This window comes from Brachybacterium netajii (SeqCode), from assembly GCF_054114245.1.
In genome coordinates, this window is record NZ_JBSYXB010000002.1 from 403602 (window position 1) to 422688 (window position 19087).

The following is a 19087-nucleotide window of genomic DNA, read 5'->3' on the forward strand; positions in this document are numbered from 1 at the left end:
GCCTCAGAAGCCCAGCCGGCCCAGCTGCTTGGGGTCCCGCTGCCAGTCCTTGGCGACCTTGATCCGCAGGTCGAGGTGGACCTTGCGGCCCAGCAGCGCGTTGATCTCGGAGCGGGCGCGGGAGCCGACCTCCTTCAGACGGGAGCCGCCGCGGCCGATGATGATGCCCTTCTGGCTGTCGCGCTCGACGAACAGGCTCGCGCGCACCACCAGCCGGCCCTCGCCGGGCGCGATCTCGGCGAAGGGATCGCCGTCGGGATCGGTCTCGACGACCTCCTCGATCACCACGGCGATCGAATGGGGCAGCTCATCGCGGACGCCCTCCAGGGCGGCCTCGCGGATGAGCTCGGCGATGCGGTCGTCGCGGGACTCCTCGGTGAGCTGGTCGTCGGGGTACAGCTGCGGCCCCTCGGGCAGCTGCGCGGCGATCACCTCGAGGAGCACGTCGACCTGATGGCCCTGCACCGCGGAGATCGGCACGATCTCGTCGACGTCGAGGAGCTCCTGGACGCTCAGGAGATGCTCGGCGAGCGCGTCGCGGGAGACCAGGTCCGTCTTCGTGACGATGGCGATGACGCGGGGGCCGCGGCGGCCGCGGCGCATCTCGGCGAGGTCCTCGGCGATGAAGCGGTCCCCGGGGCCGATCTTCTGGTCGGCGGGGAGGCAGAAGCCGACGACGTCGACCTCGCCGAGGGTCTCGCGCACGAGGTCGTTCAGCCGCTCGCCGAGCAGGGTGCGGGGGCGGTGCACGCCGGGGGTGTCCACGAGGATGATCTGCGCGTCGGGGCGGGTGACGATGCCGCGGATCGCGCGGCGCGTGGTCTGCGGCTTCGAAGAGGTGATCGCGACCTTCTCCCCCACCAGCGCGTTGGTCAGCGTGGACTTGCCGACGTTGGGGCGGCCGACGAGCGCCACGAAGCCTGAGCGGTGCAGGGCATCCGCTGCCGGCCCGCTCGTCGGACCGTTCGTCGGCTCTTTCGTCGGATCGTCCGTCGGATCCGGGGTCGGGTCGGGTGCGTCAGCGGTCATCGTCGTCCTCCAGGGGGCGCTCGTCGGGGTCGTCGTCGGTGCGGAGCGACCGCGACACGATCAGGGTGGACAGGCGGCGGCGCCTGCCCGAGGTCTTCTCGGCCTCCAGGCGGAGGCCGGCGATGTCGCCGCGGGAGCCGACGATCGGGACGCGGCCGATGGCCTTGCCGAGGAGGCCGCCGATGCTGTCGACGTCGGGGTCCTCGATCGTCAGGCCGAACAGGTCGCCGACCTCGGACAGGCCCTCGCGGGCGGGGACCCGGAAGCGGCCGTCGCCGAGGTCCATGATCCCCGGTTCCTGGGGATCATGCTCATCGGCGATCTCGCCGACGATCTCCTCGACGACGTCCTCGATGGTGACGATCCCGGAGACGCCGCCGTACTCGTCGACGACGACGGCGATGTGCACGTGGGAGGCCTGCATCTGCCGCAGCACCTCGTCGGCTGGGACGAACTCGGGCACGAAGCGGGCCGGGCGCATGATCTGCTCGACCTCGAGGTCGGGGCGCGGATCCCAGGGCGAATGGACCTCGCGGATGACGTCCTTGACGTAGAGCATCCCGCGGAGGTCGTCGAGGCTCTCCCCCACCACGGGCATGCGCGAGAAGCCCGAGCGGACGAAGGTCCGCAGGGCCGTGCTCGCACTCGTCCCGGCGGGCAGCGAGACCATGTCGGTGCGCGGCACCATGAGCTCGCGGACCATGGTGGTGCTGAGCTCGACGACGCCGTGGATCATCGAGCGCTCGTCGGCCTCCAGGTGCTCGTTCTCGAGCGCCCGGTCGATCTCGCGGCGGGCCCGGGCGGCGGACTCGTAAGGGCCGGCGCCGGTGCCCGGGGTGAGGGCCGCGCCGATCCGCAGGGCGCCGCCCGCGAGCGGGCCCAGCACGGTCCGTGCCGCGGTCGTCGCCCGGTGCACGGAGATCACGGCGACCTCGGTGCCGCGCCGGGCGACCAGGCGCGCGGCGACCGTCCGGGCGAGGAACACCAGCAGGGCGCCGCCGACGACGCCGACGAGCGCGCCGAGGCCGATGGAGCGCAGGGCGGGGGCGCCGGCGAGCAGCAGCTGCACGATCGCGCCGAGGGAGACCACGACGAGGGCCGCGGCGAGCACGGCGCCCGCTTCGATGGCCGCGAGGGTCCGCTCGGCGTCCTCGTGCTGCGCCAGCACCGCCCGTCGGCGCTCCCGCGGATGGTCCTCGAGGGCCCGTTCGAGGGCGCTCCGGGAGGCGGCACGGTGAGCCGTGTCGGCCATCGCCATGGTCGCCGAGGCCGCGAGGCCGACGAGCACCAGGGCGGCGAGGCCGAGGACGGCGAGGAGCACGGGGGCGGTCACCACCCGGGACGGGGGGCGTCGGCCGCGGTCATGCCTCGCGCCGGGAGGCGAGGAAGGTGAGCAGGAGCTTGCGCTGGAGGTCGAACATCACCGTGCGCTCGTCCTCCTCCATGTGGTCGTAGCCCAGCAGGTGGAGGATGGAGTGGCAGGTCAGCAGCAGCATCTCCTCGACGGCGCTGTGGCCGGCCTCGGCGGCCTGCTTCGCGGCGACGCTCGGGCAGAGCACGACGTCCCCCAGCAGCCCCTCGGGGGCGGGATGCTCGGCGGTGCCCGGGGTGAGCTCGTCCATCGGGAAGCTCATGACGTCGGTCGGGCCGGGGAGGTCGAGCCACTCGATGTGGAGCTTCTCCATCGCCGGCTCGTCGACGAAGAGGATCGACATCTCGGTCGCAGGGTTCAGGTGCATCGCCTCGAAGACGAAGCGCGAGAGGTCCACGAACTCCAGCTCGTCGACCTCGTAGGTGGTCTCGTTGCGGATCTCGATGGTCATGATCAGGCTCCCTTGGTCGAGCGATGGCGGGAGTCGCGGGTCCCGCCCGGCCCGACCTCCCAGCGGCCGTAGGCCTCGACGATGTCGCTGACCAGACGGTGGCGGACGACGTCGCGGGAGGACAGGCGGCAGAAGGAGATGTCGTCGACGCCGGAGAGCACCTGCTCGACGACGCGCAGCCCGGAGCGCTGAGCGCCGGGGAGGTCGACCTGCGTGACGTCGCCGGTGACGACCATGGTGGAGTTGAAGCCCAGGCGGGTGAGGAACATCTTCATCTGCTCGGGCGTCGTGTTCTGCGCCTCGTCGAGGATGATGAAGGCGTCGTTGAGGGTGCGCCCGCGCATGTAGGCGAGCGGGGCGACCTCGATCGTCCCGGCGCCCATGAGCCGCGGGATCGACTCGGGGTCGAGCATGTCGTGGAGCGCGTCGTACAGCGGCCGCAGGTACGGATCGATCTTCTCGTTCAGCGTGCCGGGGAGGAAGCCCAGGCGCTCGCCCGCCTCGACGGCGGGGCGCGTGAGGATGATCCGGTTGATCTGCTTGCTCAGCAGCTGCTGGACGGCCATCGCGACGGCGAGGTACGTCTTGCCGGTGCCGGCCGGGCCGATGCCGAAGGTGATGGTCGAGGACTCGATCGCCTCGATGTACTTCTTCTGCCCGAGGGTCTTAGGGCGGATGGTGCGCCCGCGCGAGGACAGGATCGTGCGGGAGAGGACCTGATCGATCTTCTGGCCCTCGGCGCGGTCGTCGCCGTAGAGGCTCGCGGCCCGCTGGACGGCCTCCGCGGTGACCGCGTGCCCGGTGGAGGCGAGCTCGATCAGCGAGCGCACGATGTGCTCGGAGCGGCGCAGCGCGTCCTCGGTCCCGCGGAGGGTGACCTGGTGGCCGCGCACATGCACATCGGTGTCGGGGACGGCGTCCTCGAGGGCCGCGAGGGCCTGGTCGTTCTCCCCCAGCACCTGGAAGGGGCTGAGGTGGTCGGGGATCGCCAGACGGCGCTCGACCGTCTCGGGAGCGCGGCCGGGAGCAGGGGTGAGCGCGTCAGGCACCGGGCGTCACAGGTTCCCTTCTGCGAGCGTCCCGCCCGCGAGGACGTGCGCGTGCACGTGGAAGACGGACTGGCCGGCGGAGGCGCCGGTGTTGAGCACGAGGCGGAACTCCCCGTCGGCGAGCTCGTCGGCGACCTTCCCGGCGACGTCGACCACGTGCGCGAGGCCCGCGGGGTCCTCGGCGAGCGCCCGCACGTCGCGGCGGTGCTCGCGCGGGACCACGAGGACGTGCACGGGCGCCTGCGGGTGCAGGTCGCGGAAGGCGATGACCGACTCGTCCTCGTGGACGCGGTCGGAGGGGATCTCTCCGGCGACGATCCTGCAGAAGATGCAGTCCGGGTCGCGGAGCTCGGGGGCGGTGCTGCTCATGGGAGCGAGTCTAGTGGAGCGACGCAGGACACATTCGTACGGGGAACACCGCTACCGGCCAGTACGTTCCTGTGACCATGACGAAGATCGGAATCATCACCGCCTCCGCCCGCCCGAACGCCGTCTCGACGCATGTCGCTGACTGGGTCGCCTCGGCTGTCGGCGAGCGCTTCGAGGTCGACCGCATCGATCTCGCGCAGGTCGCCCTCCCGGCCTACGACGAGGCCTTCCCCCCGCGCAGCGGGAACGCCAAGACCACCGAGCACGGCATCGCCTGGTCGGAGCGCGTCGAGGCCCTCGACGCCGTGGTGATCGTCACCCCGGAGTACAACTACTCCTACCCCGGCATCCTCAAGAACGCCGTGGACTACCTGATCACCGAGTGGACCGAGCTGCCCACGGTCCTCGTGGGCACCTCCTGGGGCGGGGGCGCGCGCGTCCTCGAGAAGCTCGAGGAGCTCATGAAGGCCGTCGACGCGGACGTCATCGGCACCGTGGGCCTCGCCTTCGGTCAGGACGTGTCCCCCGAGGGCGTGCTGTCCGTGGCCGATGAGAAGGCCGCGCAGCTGGTCTCCGCCCTCGATCGCGTCGAGTCGCTCGTGGGCTCCTCCGTCGCCTGATCCTCGTCATCGGCGCCCGCCGGGCGCCCCGATCGCGAAGGGCCGCTCCCCCTCGAGGGGAGCGGTCCTTCGCGCGTCCGGCGGGGAACGGCTCGAGCGCCGGGCGCGGGCCGGCGCGGGGCCTCAGCCCCAGCGGCCGACGAGCGTGCTGATCACGGCGATCGCCGCGGGCCCGGCGGTGGAGGTGCGCAGCACCTCGGGGCCGAGCAGCACGCTGCGGGCGCCGGCCTCGCGCAGGGCGTCGAGCTCCCGCTCGGAGATGCCGCCCTCGGGGCCGACGACGAGGACGATCTCCTCGATCGCCGCGGCGGACCCCGGGGCGGCACCGGAGGCGGCACCGGGGGCGAGGGCCCGCAGGTCCGCGGCGAGGCTCATGAGCCCCACCGACTCCTGCTCGTGGAGGGCGAGCACGAGGGCGCCGCGCGCGGCGGCCTCGCGGACGGTGCCGATGACGGCGGTGCCGGCGACGGGCTCCTCGACGACGGGGATGCCGGGGCGGCGGCACTGCTTGACGGCCGCGCGGACGGTCCCCTCCCAGCGGGCGCGTCCCTTGCGGAGCTTCTCCCCGCGCCACACGGAGACGGAGCGCTCGGCGATCCAGGGGACGATCCGGTCGACGCCGAGCTCGGTCGCGGATTCGATCGCCTGCTCGTCGCGGCCGCCCGTGGCGAGGGCCTGGACGAGCGTGAGCCGCGGGCTGCGCGCCGCCGGGGCGGAGGGGTCGGCGAGGAGGACGAGGTCGAGCTCCTCCTTGCGGGCGGCGGAGACCTCGGCCAGGACCTGCCGGCCGGGGGCGTCGGTCAGCAGGACTCGTTCGCCGGCGCCGATGCGGGCGACCTTCGCGGCATGGCGGCCCTCCTCGCCGGCGAGGACGAGGGCGTCGCCGGCGCGCGCGGTCTCGAGCGCTCCGTCGAGGACGAGGAATCCGGGCGGGGTGGTGGGCATGACGTGCTCCTCGAGGACGGACGGGGCGGGGCCGCGGCCCCGCCCCGTCGGCGGATCACAGGTCGCGCAGGCGCTCGCGCAGCTTGGCGAACGGGCGGGAGCCCTTGTGGCGGCGGGTGCTCTCGTCGCCGCGGAGCGCCGCGAACTGCTCGAGCAGCTCCCGCTCCTCGTCGGTGAGCCCCTGCGGGGTGACGACGCTGAGGACGACGCGCACGTCGCCGCGCTTCTCGCGGCGCAGCGGGGTCACGCCGAGGCCCTTGAGGGTGACCTCGTCGCCGGCCTGGGCTCCGGGGCGCACCTCGATGTCCTGGACGCCGTCGAAGGTCTCCAGCGGGATCGTCGCGCCGAGCGCGGCGGAGGTCATGGGCACCTCGAGGGTGGTCACGAGGTCGTCGGCCTCGCGGGAGAAGACGTCGTGCTCCTTGACGGCGAGCTCGACGAAGAGATCGCCGGAGGGTCCCCCGGCCTCGCCGACCTCGCCCTCGCCGCGCAGCTGGATGCGGGTGCCGTTCTCGACGCCGGAGGGGATGCGCACGGTGACGGTGCGCTCGGCCGGGGTGCGGCCGTGGCCGGAGCAGGCCGTGCAGGGCGACTCGATGACGTCGCCGTGGCCCTCGCAGGTGGGGCAGGGGGCGGTGGTGACCATCTGGCCGAGGAGCGACTGGGCGACGCGCTGGACGTGGCCGGAGCCGCTGCAGGCGGTGCAGCGGGTGGGAGAGGTGCCGGGCTCGCAGCAGGAGCCCTGGCAGCGCTCGCACAGCTCGGCGGTGCGGAAGGTGACCTTCTCCTCGGTGCCGAAGACGACGTCGCGCAGCGTGATGCGGGTGCGGCGCAGGACGTCGCCGCCGCGGCGCTGGCGCGGGATCGGCCCCTGGTTCCGGCCGCGCATGCCGGCGGCGCCGGCGAACATGTCGAAGATGTCGTTGACGTCGAAGCCGCCGGCACCGCCGAAGCCGGGGAAGCCGCCGGCGCCGCCGGATCCGCCCATGTCGTACTGGCGGCGCTTGTCCTCGTTGGAGAGGGTCTGGTACGCCTGCGAGACCCGCTTGTAGCGCTCGGCCGCCTCCGGGTCCGGGTTCACGTCCGGGTGGAGGGTGCGGGCGAGCTTGCGGTAGGCCTTCTTGATCTCGTCGGTGGAGGCGTCCCGGGAGACTCCGAGCAGCTCGTAGTAGTCGTCGTTCACGGTGAAGGGTGTCCTTGCCGGTGGTTCGTGGGCGGGCGGGCGCCTGCGCGGGGGCGCGGCAGGCGGAGCGGGCGGGCGGGACCGACGGGGTGCCGGCCCGCCCGGTCACTCGAGATAGCGGGAGACGTAGCGGGCGATGGCCTGCACGGTCGAGATGCCGGCCGCATAGTCCATGCGGGTGGGACCGAGGATCGCCAGATGGGATCCGGCTCCGTAGCCGGCGCCGACGACCGCGGCCTGGTTCAGGGCGCGGTCGCGCAGCTCGGAGCCGATGCGGACCTCGACGGCCCCGGGCGAGACGTGCATGTCGGTGAACAGGCGCAGCAGCACCAGCTGCTCCTCGAGGACGTCCAGCAGCGGCTCGACGTCGCGGGCGAAGTCCTCGGCGGAACGGGCGATGTTCGCGGTGCCCGCGAGCATGATGCGGTCCTCGGCGCGGGTCGCCGCGAGCGCGACGATCGCCTCGGCGACCTCGACGGCGGCGGGCCGGTCGACGTGCGGGACGCTCTCGAGCATGTCCTGCAGGGGGACGGCGAGGTCGGTGACCTCGCGGCCGGCGACGGCCCGCAGGAGCTGGTCGCGCAGGTCGGCGTAGAACTCGGCGCCGCGGGGCGCGAGGATCGGCACGGTGCGCTGGTCGACGCGCCCGGATTCGGTGATCAGGACGATCAGCAGCAGGGAGTCGGCGACCTTCACGAGCTCGACGTGGCGGATGCGGGCCTGCCGGCGCGCCGGGTACTGCACCATCGCGACCTGCTGGGTGAGCTGGGCGAGCAGGCGCACGGTGCGGCCGAGCATCTCCTCGACGTCCCCGGCGTCCTCGAGCAGCGCCTGGATGGCACGGCGCTCGGGCGCGGACAGCGGCTTGATGGTCGCGACGTGGTCGACGAAGGCCCGGTAGCCCTTGTCGGTGGGCACGCGGCCGGCGGACGTGTGGGGCTGGTGGATCAGCCCCTCCTCCTCCAGCACCGACATGTCGTTGCGGACGGTGGCCGCGGAGACTCCCAGCTCGTGCCGCTCCAGCAGCGACTTCGAGCCGACGGGCTCGCGAGTGGACACGTAGTCCTCGACGATGGCTCCGAGGATCTGCAGCTTGCGGGTGTCCGTCCCCCTCACCTCCTGGTCTGGCGCGCGCATCGGGCGCGTCTCGCATGGTCGTCCGACGGTCCCCTGCGGCCCCTGGCGGACGTGGCACTCGGGGCCGTCGAGTGCCAATCCTACGCCCCGCGAGGACGCGTTCCAGGAGGTGTTCGCCACGGGTGTACGGTGCGAGGATGCCTTCCGCACCCGATCGCTTCCCCGACCGGTACGGCCGCGACGTGCTGTCCTCCGGTCCTCCGTCGCACCATCGTCGCCGCCCCGTCCCGCAGGAGATCCCGGTCCGCCGCGACCTCGTCGTCGAGGACGCCGCCACGGGCTTCACCGGTGCGATCACCCGGCTCGAGAAGATCGCCGGGGACATCGTCGTCGAGCTCGAGGACGGCCACGGCCGCCGCCGCTCCTTCCCGCTGGGACCGGGCTTCATGATCGACGGGAAGCCCGTCGTCCTCACCCGTCCCGTCGCCCGGAAGGACGCGGCGCCGAAGATCTCGGCCAGCGGCTCGGTCTATGTCGAGGGCGCTCGCGCCCGCACGGCCCGCGCCTCGCGGATCTGGGTGGAGGGCAAGCACGACGCCGAGCTCGTCCAGAAGGTGTGGGGCCATGATCTGCGCATCGAGGGCGTGGTCGTCGAGATGCTCGACGGCGCCGACAACCTCGTCGAGCGCGTGCAGGAGTTCGCCCCCTCCCCCGAGCGCCGCATCGGCGTCCTGGTCGACCACCTCGTCGCCGGATCGAAGGAGACCCGGCTGGCGGAGCAGGTCATGCGCCTGCCGGGCGCGCGCGGGAACGTGCTCGTCCTCGGCCACCCCTATGTCGACGTGTGGCAGGCGGTCCGCCCGGCCCGCGTGGGCCTCGAGGCCTGGCCGCACGTCCCGCGCGGCATCGACATCAAGGTCGGCTCGCTGCGGGCGCTGGGCTGGCCGCACGCCGACCAGGCCGACATCGCCCGCGGCTGGCAGCGGATCCTCTCGACCGTCCGCTCCTACGCCGACGTCGAGCCCACGCTCTCCGGGCGCATCGAGGAGCTCATCGACTTCGTGACGGTCGACGGCGCCGGCGGCTGACGACGGCCGGCGCTCGAGCGGCCGGCCGCCTGGGGGAAATCCCCCGGTCATCTCGGAGGGAGCCCGCGGAGACGCCGGACGCAGGAACCCTCTACTCTGGGCTCATCGACCACCGCCGGATGCACGGCCCGGCCCGTACCGAGGAGCGCCACCATGACGCAGAACCCCGCCCCGACCCCCGACGGCCAGCATCCGTACGACCCCTTCGCGGGCACGTCCGCCGACCCGGCCGTCTCCGCCTCCGCCGCCGATGCCCCGCAGGCGACCCCCGCCCCCGCGGCCCCGCAGTCCCCGTACGGCACCGCGTCCTCGGCGGATCCCTTCGCGCAGCCGGCCCCGCAGCAGGACGGGTTCGCACAGGCCGCTCCCCCGTCCGGCGGCTACCAGCAGCAGGCCCCGCAGGCGGGCGGCTACGCACAGCCCGCTGCCGGCGCCCCCGCCGGCCAGCACCCGGCCGAGTCGCCTCTGCCGGCCGGCTTCGCGGGCCTCTACGAGGGCACGCTGTCCGGCCAGGGCACGACGCCCTCGGACTCGCGCATGTGGTCGATGTTCGCCCATCTGTCCGTGGTGCTCGGCTACATCGTCGGCGCCGGATTCCTCGGCTGGGTCGGCCCGCTGGTCATCTTCCTCATGTACAAGGACCGCGACCGCTTCGTCCGCTACAACGCGGCCGAGGCGCTCAACGCGGCGATCGCGACGGTCATCATCGAGATCGTGCTCGCGATCGTCCTGACGATCTTCACGCTGATCACCTTCGGGATCGGCGGATTCGCGTTCCCGCTGATCTGGGTGCCGGCGATCCTGCACGGCGTGTTCGCGATCATCGGTGCGGTGAAGACCAATCAGGGCACCTGGTGGAACTACCCGATCAACATCCGTCTGGTGAAGTGACCGCCCCTTCGCAGACACCCCCTCACGGCGCCCGCCTCGTCCTGGACGAGGCGGGCGCCGTCGTGAGGAGCGCAGTGAGCCGATATCGTGCTCTGTGTCCAGCCGTCGCACAGTGAGGCACCGATGACGGACTCTCCGGCCCCCGATCCGCGCCAGCGCCCTGCCCCCGCCGATCTCGGCGATCCCCGATCCCCCGGCGCCCCCTGGGATCCGCAGCGCTCGCCGGGATCGGTCCACGATCAGCCGGTCCAGCCGGCATCTCCCCCGCCGCCCTCGGCCGCACTGCCCTCGGCCGCGCCCTCGAACGGGGGCGGCTGGCGCGACATGCTGGGCGACGACGCCGTGCGGATCTCCCGAGGGACCCGCGCGCTCTGGGACCGCCGCGCCGAGACCCGTTCACGCATCGCCCAGGGCGGTCAGGAGCTCGCCGGACGCAGCCGGGAGATCGCGCAGAGCGGACGCTCTGCGGCATCCAGCGCCTGGAGCGCCGCCGCCCCGACGGGGGCGCAGGCCGTCGGTGCCGTCCGCACCCGGGCCGGTGGAGCAGTGCGCAGCGCCGCCGACGCCGGACGGCGCGCCGGAGAGCTGCGGATCGGCCCCGATGGGCGCCCTCACATGCCCCGCGCACTGATCTTCTCCGCGGTCGCCGCGATGCTGGCAGCGTTCCTCATGGCGCTCACGGTCCTGCTCAGCGCCTTCGGGGCGGGGAGGACGCTGCGCGTGATCGCCTGGCTGACGGACGACACCGGCATCCGCGCCCTGGAATGGGTGCACACGATCAGTTCGGGCATCGCCGGTCTGATCATGCTCGTCGGCACGCTCCTCGGGCTCGCCATCGCCGCCGTCTTCGGGATCTACGCGTGGCGGGTCCTGCGGGGGACAGGACGAGCACGCTGGGTGGCGCTCGCCGCCGTGGTCTGCGGCTCATTCACCGCGCTGCCGGTCGAGCCCCTGCTAGGAGCCCTCTTCCTGCTGGTGTCCGGGACGAGCGTCCTGCTCGCCTTCCTGCCCGCCTCCCGAACGTGGTTCGCCCACCGGCGTGCGCTCCGGAGCGCACAGCTCATTCCACGAGGTCCCGGATCACCGCATCGGCCATCAGCCGTCCGCGGCGGGTGAGCACGGCGCGACCGTCGGCGAGCGCCCCGGGGTCCAGATGCCCGCGCTCGCGGTGGACGTCCACCATGTGCCGCCGGCTCGCCGGCACCGCCTCGATCTCCAGGCCGTCGACGATCCGCAGCTCGAGCATGACCCGCTCGAGGGCGCGGTCCTCGGCGGAGAGCCGCTCGCTCTCCTGCACGGGCAGGGCGCCCTCGGCGAGGCGCGCGGCGTAGCGGCTGGGGTGCTTGACGTTCCAGGAGCGCTGCCCGTCGCGGTGGCGATGCGCCCCCGGGCCGATCCCCCACCAGTCGGTCCCGTGCCAGTACGCGAGGTTGTGGCGAGAGCGGTGCTCGGGGGTGCGCGCCCAGTTCGAGACCTCGTACCAGCCGAGGCCGTCCGCTGCGGCGAGGTCGTCGACGAGCTCGTACTTGTCGGCCATGTCGTCCCCGTCGGGCTCGGCGACCTCCCCGCGACGCAGCTTGCGCGCCATGGCGGTGTTGCCCTCGATGATCAGCGAGTACGCGGAGAGGTGGTCGATCCCGCAGGCGAGCGCCGCGCGGACGGAGGTCTCGACATCGGCGAGGGTCTCCCCCGGCGTGCCGAAGATGAGGTCGAGGCTCACGTCGAGACCGGCCTCGCGGGCCCAGGCGACGACCTGCGGGACCCGCTCGGGGTCGTGGGTGCGATCCAACGTCGCGAGCACGGAGCGGACGGCGGACTGCATGCCGAAGGAGACGCGGGTGATGCCGCCGTCGGCGAGGCGCTGGAGGGAATCGCGGGTGACGGAGTCGGGATTGGCCTCGGTGGTGACCTCGGCGCCCGGGGCCAGCGGGATCAGCGTGCGGAGGTGGTCGAGCATCGCGACCAGGTCCTCGGCGGGCAGCAGGGTGGGCGTGCCGCCCCCGAAGAAGACCGTGCCCACGCGCTGGTAGTCGTAGCCGGCGGCCGCGTCGTCGGCCCGCTGGAGATCCATCTCGCGCATGGCGTTGGCGGGGTACTCCCGCTGGGAGCCTCCGCCGCCGAGCTCGGTCGCGGTGTACGTGTTGAAGTCGCAGTACCCGCAGCGCACCGCGCAGAAGGGCACATGGATGTAGACCGACAGGTCGTCCGTCGGCCGCAGGGCGGCGCTCATCGGGCGGCTCCGACGGGCGTGCCGCGTCCGGTGGAGCGCAGCGCGGCGGGGACCTCGAGGCCGTGGGGGCTCAGGGCGCGATCGATCTGCCGGGCGGTGCCGTCGTACAGCACCGCGCCCGTGTCCTGCGCCCAGTCCAGCAGCAAGCGGGCCTGCTGCGGGGCGAGGCCCCGGAAGGTGTCGCCGATGGTGACCCCGTGGTCGGGGCGGGCGATCACCTCGATCGCGTCGCCGGCGCTCACGGCACCCTCCTCGACGACCGCGAAGTAGGCGCCGCAGCGCCCCTCCTCGGTGAACCACCGGCCCCACCGGGGATCGCCCATGCGGGCGCTGAAGGTGCCGCAGGGCTGGCGCGCGCAGGTGCCCTCGACGATCGCCGTGCCGATCCGCCAGCGCTCCCCGACGACGGTCTCGTCGGTGTCCTGGCCGGTCGAGACCAGGTTCTCCCCGAAGAACCCGTCGGGCAGATCCTCGCCGCGCTCGGCGGCGTAGGCCGCGCGGACCTCGCGGGAGAAGGCGTAGACGGCCTTGAAGATCCCGCCGTGGTGCTCGCGGTCGCCCTGCACGTCGCCGAGGACCCCATGGGTCAGCAGCCGCACGGGGGCCGACGACGGCCGCTTGTCGATGCCGCTCATGAGCGAGCGCTCCGGCACCGGGAACAGCTGCGCGACCGTGCACACCGCGGCGATCGTCCCCCCATGGGAGGCGTCGATCGCGACGTCGAGCCGCGGCCCGACGGGGCTCACTTCTTCTTCCCGTCCTTGCTGGGCTCGGCCGCGTCGGACGAGAGGGCGGCGATGAAGGCCTCCTGCGGGACCTCGACGGATCCGATGTTCTTCATGCGCTTCTTGCCCTCCTTCTGCTTCTCCAGGAGCTTGCGCTTGCGGGAGATGTCGCCGCCGTAGCACTTCGACAGCACGTCCTTGCGCATCGCGCGGATGTTCTCGCGGGCGATGATGCGCGAGCCGATCGCGGCCTGGATCGGCACCTCGAACTGCTGGCGCGGGATGAGGTTCTTCAGCTTCCCGGCCATCTCGACGCCGTAGTGGTAGGCCTTGTCGCGGTGGATGATCGCGCTGAAGGCGTCCACGGGCTCGCCCTGCAGGAGCATGTCGACCTTGACCAGGTCCGCGGTCTGGGAGCCGGAGACGTCGTAGTCGAGCGACGCGTAGCCCTTGGTGCGGGACTTCAGCTGGTCGAAGAAGTCGAAGACGATCTCCGCCAGCGGCAGCGTGTAGCGCAGCTCCACGCGGTCCTCCGAGAGGTAGTCCATGCCGCCGAGGGTGCCGCGCTTGGACTGGCACAGCTCCATGACCGCGCCGATGAACTCGGCGGGCACCAGGATCGTGGCCTTGGTGATCGGCTCGCTGATCTCGTGGACCTTGCCCTCGGGGAAGTCCGAGGGGTTCATGACCTCGACCTCCGTGCCGTCCTCCATGACCACGTGGTAGACGACGCTGGGGGCGGTGGAGATGAGGTCGAGGTCGAACTCGCGCTCGAGCCGCTCCCGCACGATCTCCAGGTGGAGCAGGCCCAGGAAGCCGACGCGGAAGCCGAAGCCGAGGGCGGTGGAGGTCTCCGGCTCGTAGACGAGCGCGGCGTCGTTGAGCTTGAGCTTGTCCAGGGCGTCGCGGAGGACCGGATAGTCGGAGCCGTCGATCGGGAACAGGCCCGAGTAGACCATCGGCTTGGGGTCCGCGTAGCCGGCGAGCGGCTCCGTCGCTCCGCGCACCGAGGTCGTGATCGTGTCGCCGACCTTCGACTGGCGCACGTCCTTCACGCCGGTGATGAGGTAGCCGACCTCGCCGGGGCCGATGCCCGAGGTCGGATGCGGCTCCGGGGAGCTCACGCCGATCTCCAGCAGCTCGTGGTGCGCGCCGGTGGACATCATGTCGATCCGGTCGCGGGAGCGCAGGTAGCCGTCGACGACGCGGATGTAGGTGACCACGCCCCGGTAGGTGTCGTACACGGAGTCGAAGATCATCGCGCGGCAGGCGGCGTCGGGATCGCCCTCGGGCGCGGGCAGGGTGCGCACCACGTGGTCGAGCAGCTCGGGGACGCCCTGGCCGGTCTTCCCGGAGACCCGCAGCACGTCGTCGGGGTCGACGCCGACGAGCTGGCCGATCTCGGCCGCGTACTTCTCCGGGTCCGCGCCGGGCAGGTCGATCTTGTTCAGGACCGGGATGATGGTGAGGTCGTTCTCCATCGCCAGGTACAGGTTCGCCAGCGTCTGCGCCTCGATGCCCTGGGCGGCGTCGACCAGCAGGATCGCGCCCTCGCAGGCGGCGAGCGAGCGGGACACCTCGTAGGTGAAGTCGACGTGGCCGGGGGTGTCGATCATGTTCAGCGAGTAGTTGGTGCCGTCGACCTGCCAGGGCATGCGCACGGCCTGCGACTTCACGGTGATGCCGCGCTCTCGCTCGATGTCCATGCGGTCGAGGTACTGGGCGCGCATGGCGCGGTCCTCGACGATCCCGGTGATCTGCAGCATCCGATCGGCCAGGGTGGACTTGCCGTGGTCGATGTGCGCGATGATGCAGAAGTTGCGGATGCGCTCCTGGGGCGTCGACGCGGGCTGGATGTCCCGGGCCTCATCGGCAGCGATCCTGGGGGTCACCGGCGGCTTCCTCTCACTCGGGGCGCGCGCCCGTCGGCGCGCTGAACGCCGACCATCGTCTCACGGGGACCTCGCGCTCCGCGCCCCGGCCGCCGCCGGGAGGTCCGACGTCACAGCCGCCCCGTCCGCCCGCCTCAGGCCTCGGCATGGAGATAGGTGCTCGCCAGGGAGCGCGTCGCCGCGGCGGTGACCAGCTGCAGGCGCTCCATCTCGGCGGCGAAGTCCGCGGCGATCTCCTCGTAGGAGCGGTGGCGCAGGCTCGCCAGGGCGCGCCCCACGATCCTCCGCGTCGGGTCCTCGGTGCCGAGCCGGTCCAGAGCACGCCCGTGCAGGCGGCTGAGCACGGCGAGCGCCCGGTCCAGCTCATGCAGGCAGTGCGCGACCGAGCGCGGGGAGGCGGAGTCCAGGAGCAGGAAGGCGAGCACGTCGTCGGAGGCGATCAGCCCCCGGTAGGTGCGGATGTAGGCCTCCCAGCCGCCGGCGCAGCGCAGCAGCTGCACGCAGGCCTGCTCGGAGGTGTCCTCCCGGTCGTGGGCGGCGAGCAGGCGCGCGGTCATGTCGATCCGTTCGACCATCCGGCCGATGACGAGGAACAGCCACGCCTCGTCGCGGGTCATCGTGGAGTCGACGAGCCCGCCGATGACGGCGCAGCGGTCCTTGGCGACCCGGAACACGTCGTGCATCCGCGAGGGGCTGATGCTGCGGGGCATGTTCATGGCCGTCGTGTTCAGCGCCTCCCAGACCTCCGTGGGCAGCACCTCGCGGGCGCCGCGGGCGTTCTCGCGGGCGATCCGGAGGGAGCCGGCGACGGCGGAGGGGTTCTCGCGGTCGGCGACCATGCGGTCCAGGACGCCCTGCACGTCGGGCGCGCGGCCGGCGTCCGCCGTCGGCCGGGCGCCGAACAGCGCGAGCACCTCGGCGAGGTCGCCGGCGGCGCCGCGGCCGACGTCCTCCGTGATCGCCTGCAGTCGCACATCGAGGATGCGGGCCGTCTGGTCGGCGCGCTCGACATAGCGTCCGATCCACAGCATGGCGTCAGCGATCCGGCTGAGCATCCTCGTCCCCCTCCTCGATCTCGATCATCGCGATCGCGCTGGTGATGGGCGGCGGCTCGGCCGCGCCGGACCGGCCGTCCGCCGCATCCCCGCGGCCGGTCTCCACGGGCGCGTCCCCGTCGTCGTGCTCGAGGACGCGCAGCTGGCCGGTGCTGGTGGGGACCTCGATCCGGACGGGCCGCTCGGCGCCGAGGACCCAGGTGTCCTTCGAGCCGCCGCCGCGGGAGGAGTTCACGATCAGCTCCCCGCGCGGCAGCGCGACCCGGGTGAGGCCGCCGGGCAGCACGTGCACCGCCTCGCCGTCGTTCAGGGCGAAGGGCCGCAGGTCCACATGCCGCGGCTCCAGCCCGTCCTCGACGAGGGTGGGGATGGTGGAGAGCTGCACGAGCGGCTGCGCGATCCAGCCGCGAGGATCGGCGATGATGCGGGCGCGCAGGGCGGCGAGCTCGACCCGGGTGGCGACGGGCCCGATGACGATGCCCTTGCCGCCGGAGCCGTCGACGGGCTTGAGGACGAGCTCGTCGAGCCGGTCGAGGACCTCGGCCCGCGCGGCGGGCTCCTCGAGCCGCCAGGTGTCCACGCCCGGGAGGATCGGCTCCTCCTGCAGGTAGTAGCGGATGAGGTCGGGGACGTAGGTGGTGGTGAGCTTGTCGTCGGCGATGCCGTTGCCGATCGCGTTGGCGAGCACGACGTTCCCGGCGAGGACGGCGCGGACGAGACCGGGCACGCCGAGCACGGAGTCGGGACGAAAGACCTCGGGGTCCAGGAAGTCGTCGTCGGTGCGCTTGTGGATGACGTCGACGCGGCGGAGCCCGGCAGTGGTGCGCATGTAGACGCGGTCAGAGCGGACGACCAGGTCCCCGGCCTCGACGAGCTCCACGCCCATGGTGCGGGCGAGCAGCGAATGCTCGAAGTAGGCGCTGTTGTACCGGCCCGGGGTGAGGACGACGACGGCGGGCTCCTCGCCGGCGGTGTCCGGGGCGGCCGCGCGCAGCGCCGCCAGAAGGCGTCCGGGATACTCGCCGACGCTGCGGACCCGGCGCCCCGCGAACAGCTCGGGGAAGGTGTGGACCATGGCGCGACGGTTGGACAGGACGTAGCTGACGCCGCTGGGGGTGCGGACGTTGTCCTCGAGGACGCGGAAGCCGCCGGTGCCGTCGCGCACGAGGTCGATGCCGGAGACGTGGATGCGCACTCCGTTGGGCGGGCGGTAGCCGCGCATCGCCGCCGACGTCCGCGCCGACACCGAGGCGGGCCGCTCGAGCAGGGACGCCGGGATCACGCCGTCGGCGACCGCGCGACGGTCGGTGTGGACGTCGTCGAGGAAGGCCTCGAGGGCGCTGACCCGCTGGGCGATGCCCGCGGACACCTCCGCCCATTCCTCGCCGGCGATCACGCGCGGGATCGCGTCGATCGGGAAGGGGCGCTCCTCGCCGGCGTGGTCGAAGGTGATGCCCCGGTCGAGATAGCTGCGCGCGAGCGACTCGGTGCGCTGGCGGAACTCGTCCTCGCCGAGGGCGGCGATCGCTTCGTGGAGGAAGCCGTAGACGGGGCGGGCGGTTCCGTCGGGGGCGATCATCTCGTCGCCGTTGGCCCCGGCACCGGCGCCCCACAGGAGCGAGCTGGAGGACATGGCTACCATCTAACACCGTCCCGGCGGATGCCGTCCCGGCCTGCGGCGTCGTGTCCGCGCCTCCTCCGCCGCCCTTCCCGTCCCGTCTCCGAGGATCGAGCACCCATGTCCTTCACCTCCCGCCTCGCCGCGCTGCTGCGCTCGGCGACCCGCTCCCCCGCCGTCCGACGGGCCGCCCGCGATCTCGGCGAGGCCGCCCTGAAGGCGGCGACCGAGGACCACGCCGACGCCTCCTCCGGCACCGGGACGGCACCCGGCAGGACCGCCTCGACGACCGGGAGGAAGAACGCGAAGAAGGCACCGAGCAGGACGTCGAGCGCGACGGCCCCTGCGCCGGCGAAGCCCGCGCCCACGCCCGCGTCCTCCACGCGCTCGGAGCAGGCATCGGCATCGGCGGATGCGACCGTGCTCGCGGACCGCTCCGGCTCGGCCCCGCTGGCGATCACCTATGCGCCCCATGCGGACGATGTCGCCGATCCCGGCGAGATCGTGTGGGCATGGGTCCACTACGAGGAGGACATGTTGCAGGGCAAGGACCGTCCGGTGCTGATCATCGCGGAGGAGCCGGCCGCGGCCGGAGGAGCCGACGGCACGGGCGCCGTGCTGGTGGCCCTCATGCTGACCTCCCGGGACCGGACGCCCTCGGGCGGGACCGCGACCGATGAGCACGGCGCCACCTGGGTGGACATCGGCTCGGGAGACTGGGATCGCCAGGGGCGGGAGTCGGAGGTCCGCGCGGACCGGCTCCTGCGGCTGTCGCCGGGCGGTGTGCGCCGCGAGGGTGCACGGCTGGACGCCGACCGCTTCGCCCGGGTCGCCGCGGAGGTCCGACGGACCCACGGCTGGGCCTGATCCCCGCCGCCGTCGGACGCTCGGCGCCCGTGCCCGATGGGATGCAGGACACGCCCGCCGTCTGCTGACCGACCGATGTCGCTCTGGTAGAGTCCTTCGACGTATGTGTGACATACCGCGAGGTGTGCGCGCCCCGTCCGACCTACCGTGTCCGGGTCTGGCGGCCAGTGCGACCCGAGCGAGTAGCCGTGGCAGCGTCCCGGCACCGACGTCTCCAGGCGATCCCCACCGCCCGTCCCCGTCGGAGCCGGTCCTCAGCAGCCGCGGGAGTTCCTCCACAGCATCAGAGAAGAGTCTTCGTGGCAAACATCAAGTCCCAGATCAAGCGGAACAAGACGAACGAGAAGGCTCGCCTGCGCAACCGCGCGGCGAAGTCCGAGCTCAAGACGTACGTCCGCAAGGTCCGCACCGCTGTCGCCTCCGGCGACGCCGCGGCGGCCGGCGAGGCCCTGCAGGCCGCGTCCCGCAAGCTGGACAAGGCCGTCTCCAAGGGCGTCATCCACAAGAACCAGGCCGCCAACCGCAAGTCGGGTCTGGCCAAGCTGGTCGCCTCCGTCGAGGCCTGAGCCCCGCTCTACCTCGTGAAGGGCCCCGCGCACTCCGGTGCGCGGGGCCCTTCACCATGC

General features: G+C 72.7%; 19 protein-coding genes. 6 read left to right on the forward strand and 13 right to left on the reverse strand.

The genetic code is table 11. The features are described 5' to 3' along the window. Positions 1 to 3 precede the first annotated feature (3 nt). The 5 genes from era to ACXET9_RS05590 are packed head-to-tail and all read right to left on the reverse strand — an operon-like array spanning position 4 to position 4270. A complete protein-coding gene (gene era, locus ACXET9_RS05570; protein ID WP_457885506.1) occupies positions 4 to 1029 on the reverse strand; it encodes a GTPase Era in 1026 nt (341 codons plus the stop codon). Further along, a complete protein-coding gene (locus tag ACXET9_RS05575) occupies positions 1019 to 2362 on the reverse strand; it encodes a hemolysin family protein (RefSeq protein ID WP_457885507.1) in 1344 nt (447 codons plus the stop codon). Before ACXET9_RS05575 ends, era begins: the two co-directional genes overlap by 11 nt. A gap of 28 nt (positions 2363 to 2390) precedes the next feature. Beyond that, the gene (gene ybeY, locus ACXET9_RS05580) at positions 2391 to 2852 is read right to left on the reverse strand and encodes an rRNA maturation RNase YbeY (protein WP_457885508.1); all 462 of its coding nucleotides are present in this window, start codon (positions 2850 to 2852) and stop codon (positions 2391 to 2393) included. Positions 2853 to 2854: 2 nt separating this feature from the next. Further along, a complete protein-coding gene (locus tag ACXET9_RS05585; protein ID WP_457885509.1) occupies positions 2855 to 3901 on the reverse strand; it encodes a PhoH family protein in 1047 nt (348 codons plus the stop codon). Between the two features lie 6 nt (positions 3902 to 3907). Then, positions 3908 to 4270: a histidine triad nucleotide-binding protein gene (locus ACXET9_RS05590; RefSeq protein ID WP_457885510.1), complete on the reverse strand. Its 363-nt coding sequence runs from the start codon at positions 4268 to 4270 to the stop codon at positions 3908 to 3910. Positions 4271 to 4347: 77 nt separating this feature from the next. On the opposite strand from ACXET9_RS05590, the gene ACXET9_RS05595 reads away from it, so the two are divergent. After that, entirely contained in the window at positions 4348 to 4890 is a 543-nt protein-coding gene (locus tag ACXET9_RS05595) for an NADPH-dependent FMN reductase (protein ID WP_457885511.1), read from the forward strand. Positions 4891 to 5013: 123 nt separating this feature from the next. On the opposite strand, the gene ACXET9_RS05600 is transcribed toward ACXET9_RS05595, so the two are convergent. From ACXET9_RS05600 to hrcA, 3 genes are all read right to left on the reverse strand, one after another. Beyond that, the gene (locus tag ACXET9_RS05600; RefSeq protein WP_457885512.1) at positions 5014 to 5835 is read right to left on the reverse strand and encodes a 16S rRNA (uracil(1498)-N(3))-methyltransferase; all 822 of its coding nucleotides are present in this window, start codon (positions 5833 to 5835) and stop codon (positions 5014 to 5016) included. Positions 5836 to 5890: 55 nt separating this feature from the next. Further along, a complete protein-coding gene (gene dnaJ, locus ACXET9_RS05605; RefSeq protein ID WP_457885513.1) occupies positions 5891 to 7018 on the reverse strand; it encodes a molecular chaperone DnaJ in 1128 nt (375 codons plus the stop codon). Positions 7019 to 7123: 105 nt separating this feature from the next. Further along, a complete protein-coding gene (hrcA, locus tag ACXET9_RS05610) occupies positions 7124 to 8155 on the reverse strand; it encodes a heat-inducible transcriptional repressor HrcA (protein WP_457885514.1) in 1032 nt (343 codons plus the stop codon). A gap of 137 nt (positions 8156 to 8292) precedes the next feature. On the opposite strand from hrcA, the gene ACXET9_RS05615 reads away from it, so the two are divergent. The 3 genes from ACXET9_RS05615 (at position 8293) to ACXET9_RS05625 (ending at position 11190) form a co-directional block, all read left to right on the forward strand. Further along, positions 8293 to 9183: a DUF3097 domain-containing protein gene (locus tag ACXET9_RS05615; protein ID WP_457885515.1), complete on the forward strand. Its 891-nt coding sequence runs from the start codon at positions 8293 to 8295 to the stop codon at positions 9181 to 9183. A gap of 153 nt (positions 9184 to 9336) precedes the next feature. Next, positions 9337 to 10074 (forward strand): DUF4870 domain-containing protein, encoded by a 738-nt coding sequence (locus tag ACXET9_RS05620; protein WP_457885516.1) that lies wholly within the window; start codon positions 9337 to 9339, stop codon positions 10072 to 10074. Between the two features lie 123 nt (positions 10075 to 10197). Further along, positions 10198 to 11190 carry a hypothetical protein gene (locus ACXET9_RS05625; protein ID WP_457885517.1) on the forward strand — a complete coding sequence of 331 codons (993 nt, stop codon included), beginning with the start codon at positions 10198 to 10200 and terminating at the stop codon, positions 11188 to 11190. Here ACXET9_RS05625 and hemW read toward each other — a convergent pair. From hemW to ACXET9_RS05650, 5 genes are all read right to left on the reverse strand, one after another. Then, entirely contained in the window at positions 11135 to 12304 is a 1170-nt protein-coding gene (gene hemW / locus ACXET9_RS05630) for a radical SAM family heme chaperone HemW (protein WP_457885518.1), read from the reverse strand. The genes ACXET9_RS05625 and hemW overlap by 56 nt on opposite strands. Then, the gene (locus ACXET9_RS05635) at positions 12301 to 13050 is read right to left on the reverse strand and encodes an MOSC domain-containing protein (RefSeq protein ID WP_457885519.1); all 750 of its coding nucleotides are present in this window, start codon (positions 13048 to 13050) and stop codon (positions 12301 to 12303) included. Before ACXET9_RS05635 ends, hemW begins: the two co-directional genes overlap by 4 nt. Beyond that, positions 13047 to 14921: a translation elongation factor 4 gene (gene lepA / locus ACXET9_RS05640; protein ID WP_457885520.1), complete on the reverse strand. Its 1875-nt coding sequence runs from the start codon at positions 14919 to 14921 to the stop codon at positions 13047 to 13049. Before lepA ends, ACXET9_RS05635 begins: the two co-directional genes overlap by 4 nt. 134 nt (positions 14922 to 15055) lie before the next feature. After that, the gene (locus ACXET9_RS05645; RefSeq protein WP_457885521.1) at positions 15056 to 15976 is read right to left on the reverse strand and encodes an alpha-E domain-containing protein; all 921 of its coding nucleotides are present in this window, start codon (positions 15974 to 15976) and stop codon (positions 15056 to 15058) included. Next, entirely contained in the window at positions 15957 to 17609 is a 1653-nt protein-coding gene (locus tag ACXET9_RS05650; RefSeq protein ID WP_457885522.1) for a circularly permuted type 2 ATP-grasp protein, read from the reverse strand. Before ACXET9_RS05650 ends, ACXET9_RS05645 begins: the two co-directional genes overlap by 20 nt. Before the next feature lie 105 nt (positions 17610 to 17714). On the opposite strand from ACXET9_RS05650, the gene ACXET9_RS05655 reads away from it, so the two are divergent. Both ACXET9_RS05655 and rpsT read left to right on the forward strand, forming a co-directional pair. Then, complete coding sequence (locus tag ACXET9_RS05655; RefSeq protein ID WP_457885523.1) at positions 17715 to 18461, forward strand: type II toxin-antitoxin system PemK/MazF family toxin; 747 nt, start codon at positions 17715 to 17717, stop codon at positions 18459 to 18461. Positions 18462 to 18760: 299 nt separating this feature from the next. Continuing rightward, positions 18761 to 19027, forward strand: a complete 267-nt coding sequence (gene rpsT, locus ACXET9_RS05660; protein ID WP_457885524.1) for a 30S ribosomal protein S20 — start codon at positions 18761 to 18763, stop codon at positions 19025 to 19027. The last annotated feature ends 60 nt before the right edge of the window (positions 19028 to 19087 follow it).

Excerpts from the sequence above, each read along its gene's own strand:
- era (WP_457885506.1), bottom strand. The coding sequence starts at position 1,029 with ATGACCGCTGACGCACCCGACCCGACCCCGGATCCGACGGACGATCCG.
- ybeY (WP_457885508.1), bottom strand. The coding sequence starts at position 2,852 with ATGACCATCGAGATCCGCAACGAGACCACCTACGAGGTCGACGAGCTG.
- ACXET9_RS05590 (WP_457885510.1), bottom strand. The coding sequence starts at position 4,270 with ATGAGCAGCACCGCCCCCGAGCTCCGCGACCCGGACTGCATCTTCTGC.
- ACXET9_RS05595 (WP_457885511.1), top strand. The coding sequence starts at position 4,348 with ATGACGAAGATCGGAATCATCACCGCCTCCGCCCGCCCGAACGCCGTC.
- ACXET9_RS05600 (WP_457885512.1), bottom strand. The coding sequence starts at position 5,835 with ATGCCCACCACCCCGCCCGGATTCCTCGTCCTCGACGGAGCGCTCGAG.
- hrcA (WP_457885514.1), bottom strand. The coding sequence starts at position 8,155 with ATGCGCGCGCCAGACCAGGAGGTGAGGGGGACGGACACCCGCAAGCTG.
- ACXET9_RS05615 (WP_457885515.1), top strand. The coding sequence starts at position 8,293 with ATGCCTTCCGCACCCGATCGCTTCCCCGACCGGTACGGCCGCGACGTG.
- ACXET9_RS05620 (WP_457885516.1), top strand. The coding sequence starts at position 9,337 with ATGACGCAGAACCCCGCCCCGACCCCCGACGGCCAGCATCCGTACGAC.
- ACXET9_RS05625 (WP_457885517.1), top strand. The coding sequence starts at position 10,198 with ATGACGGACTCTCCGGCCCCCGATCCGCGCCAGCGCCCTGCCCCCGCC.
- hemW (WP_457885518.1), bottom strand. The coding sequence starts at position 12,304 with ATGAGCGCCGCCCTGCGGCCGACGGACGACCTGTCGGTCTACATCCAT.
- ACXET9_RS05645 (WP_457885521.1), bottom strand. The coding sequence starts at position 15,976 with ATGCTCAGCCGGATCGCTGACGCCATGCTGTGGATCGGACGCTATGTC.
- ACXET9_RS05650 (WP_457885522.1), bottom strand. The coding sequence starts at position 17,609 with ATGTCCTCCAGCTCGCTCCTGTGGGGCGCCGGTGCCGGGGCCAACGGC.
- ACXET9_RS05655 (WP_457885523.1), top strand. The coding sequence starts at position 17,715 with ATGTCCTTCACCTCCCGCCTCGCCGCGCTGCTGCGCTCGGCGACCCGC.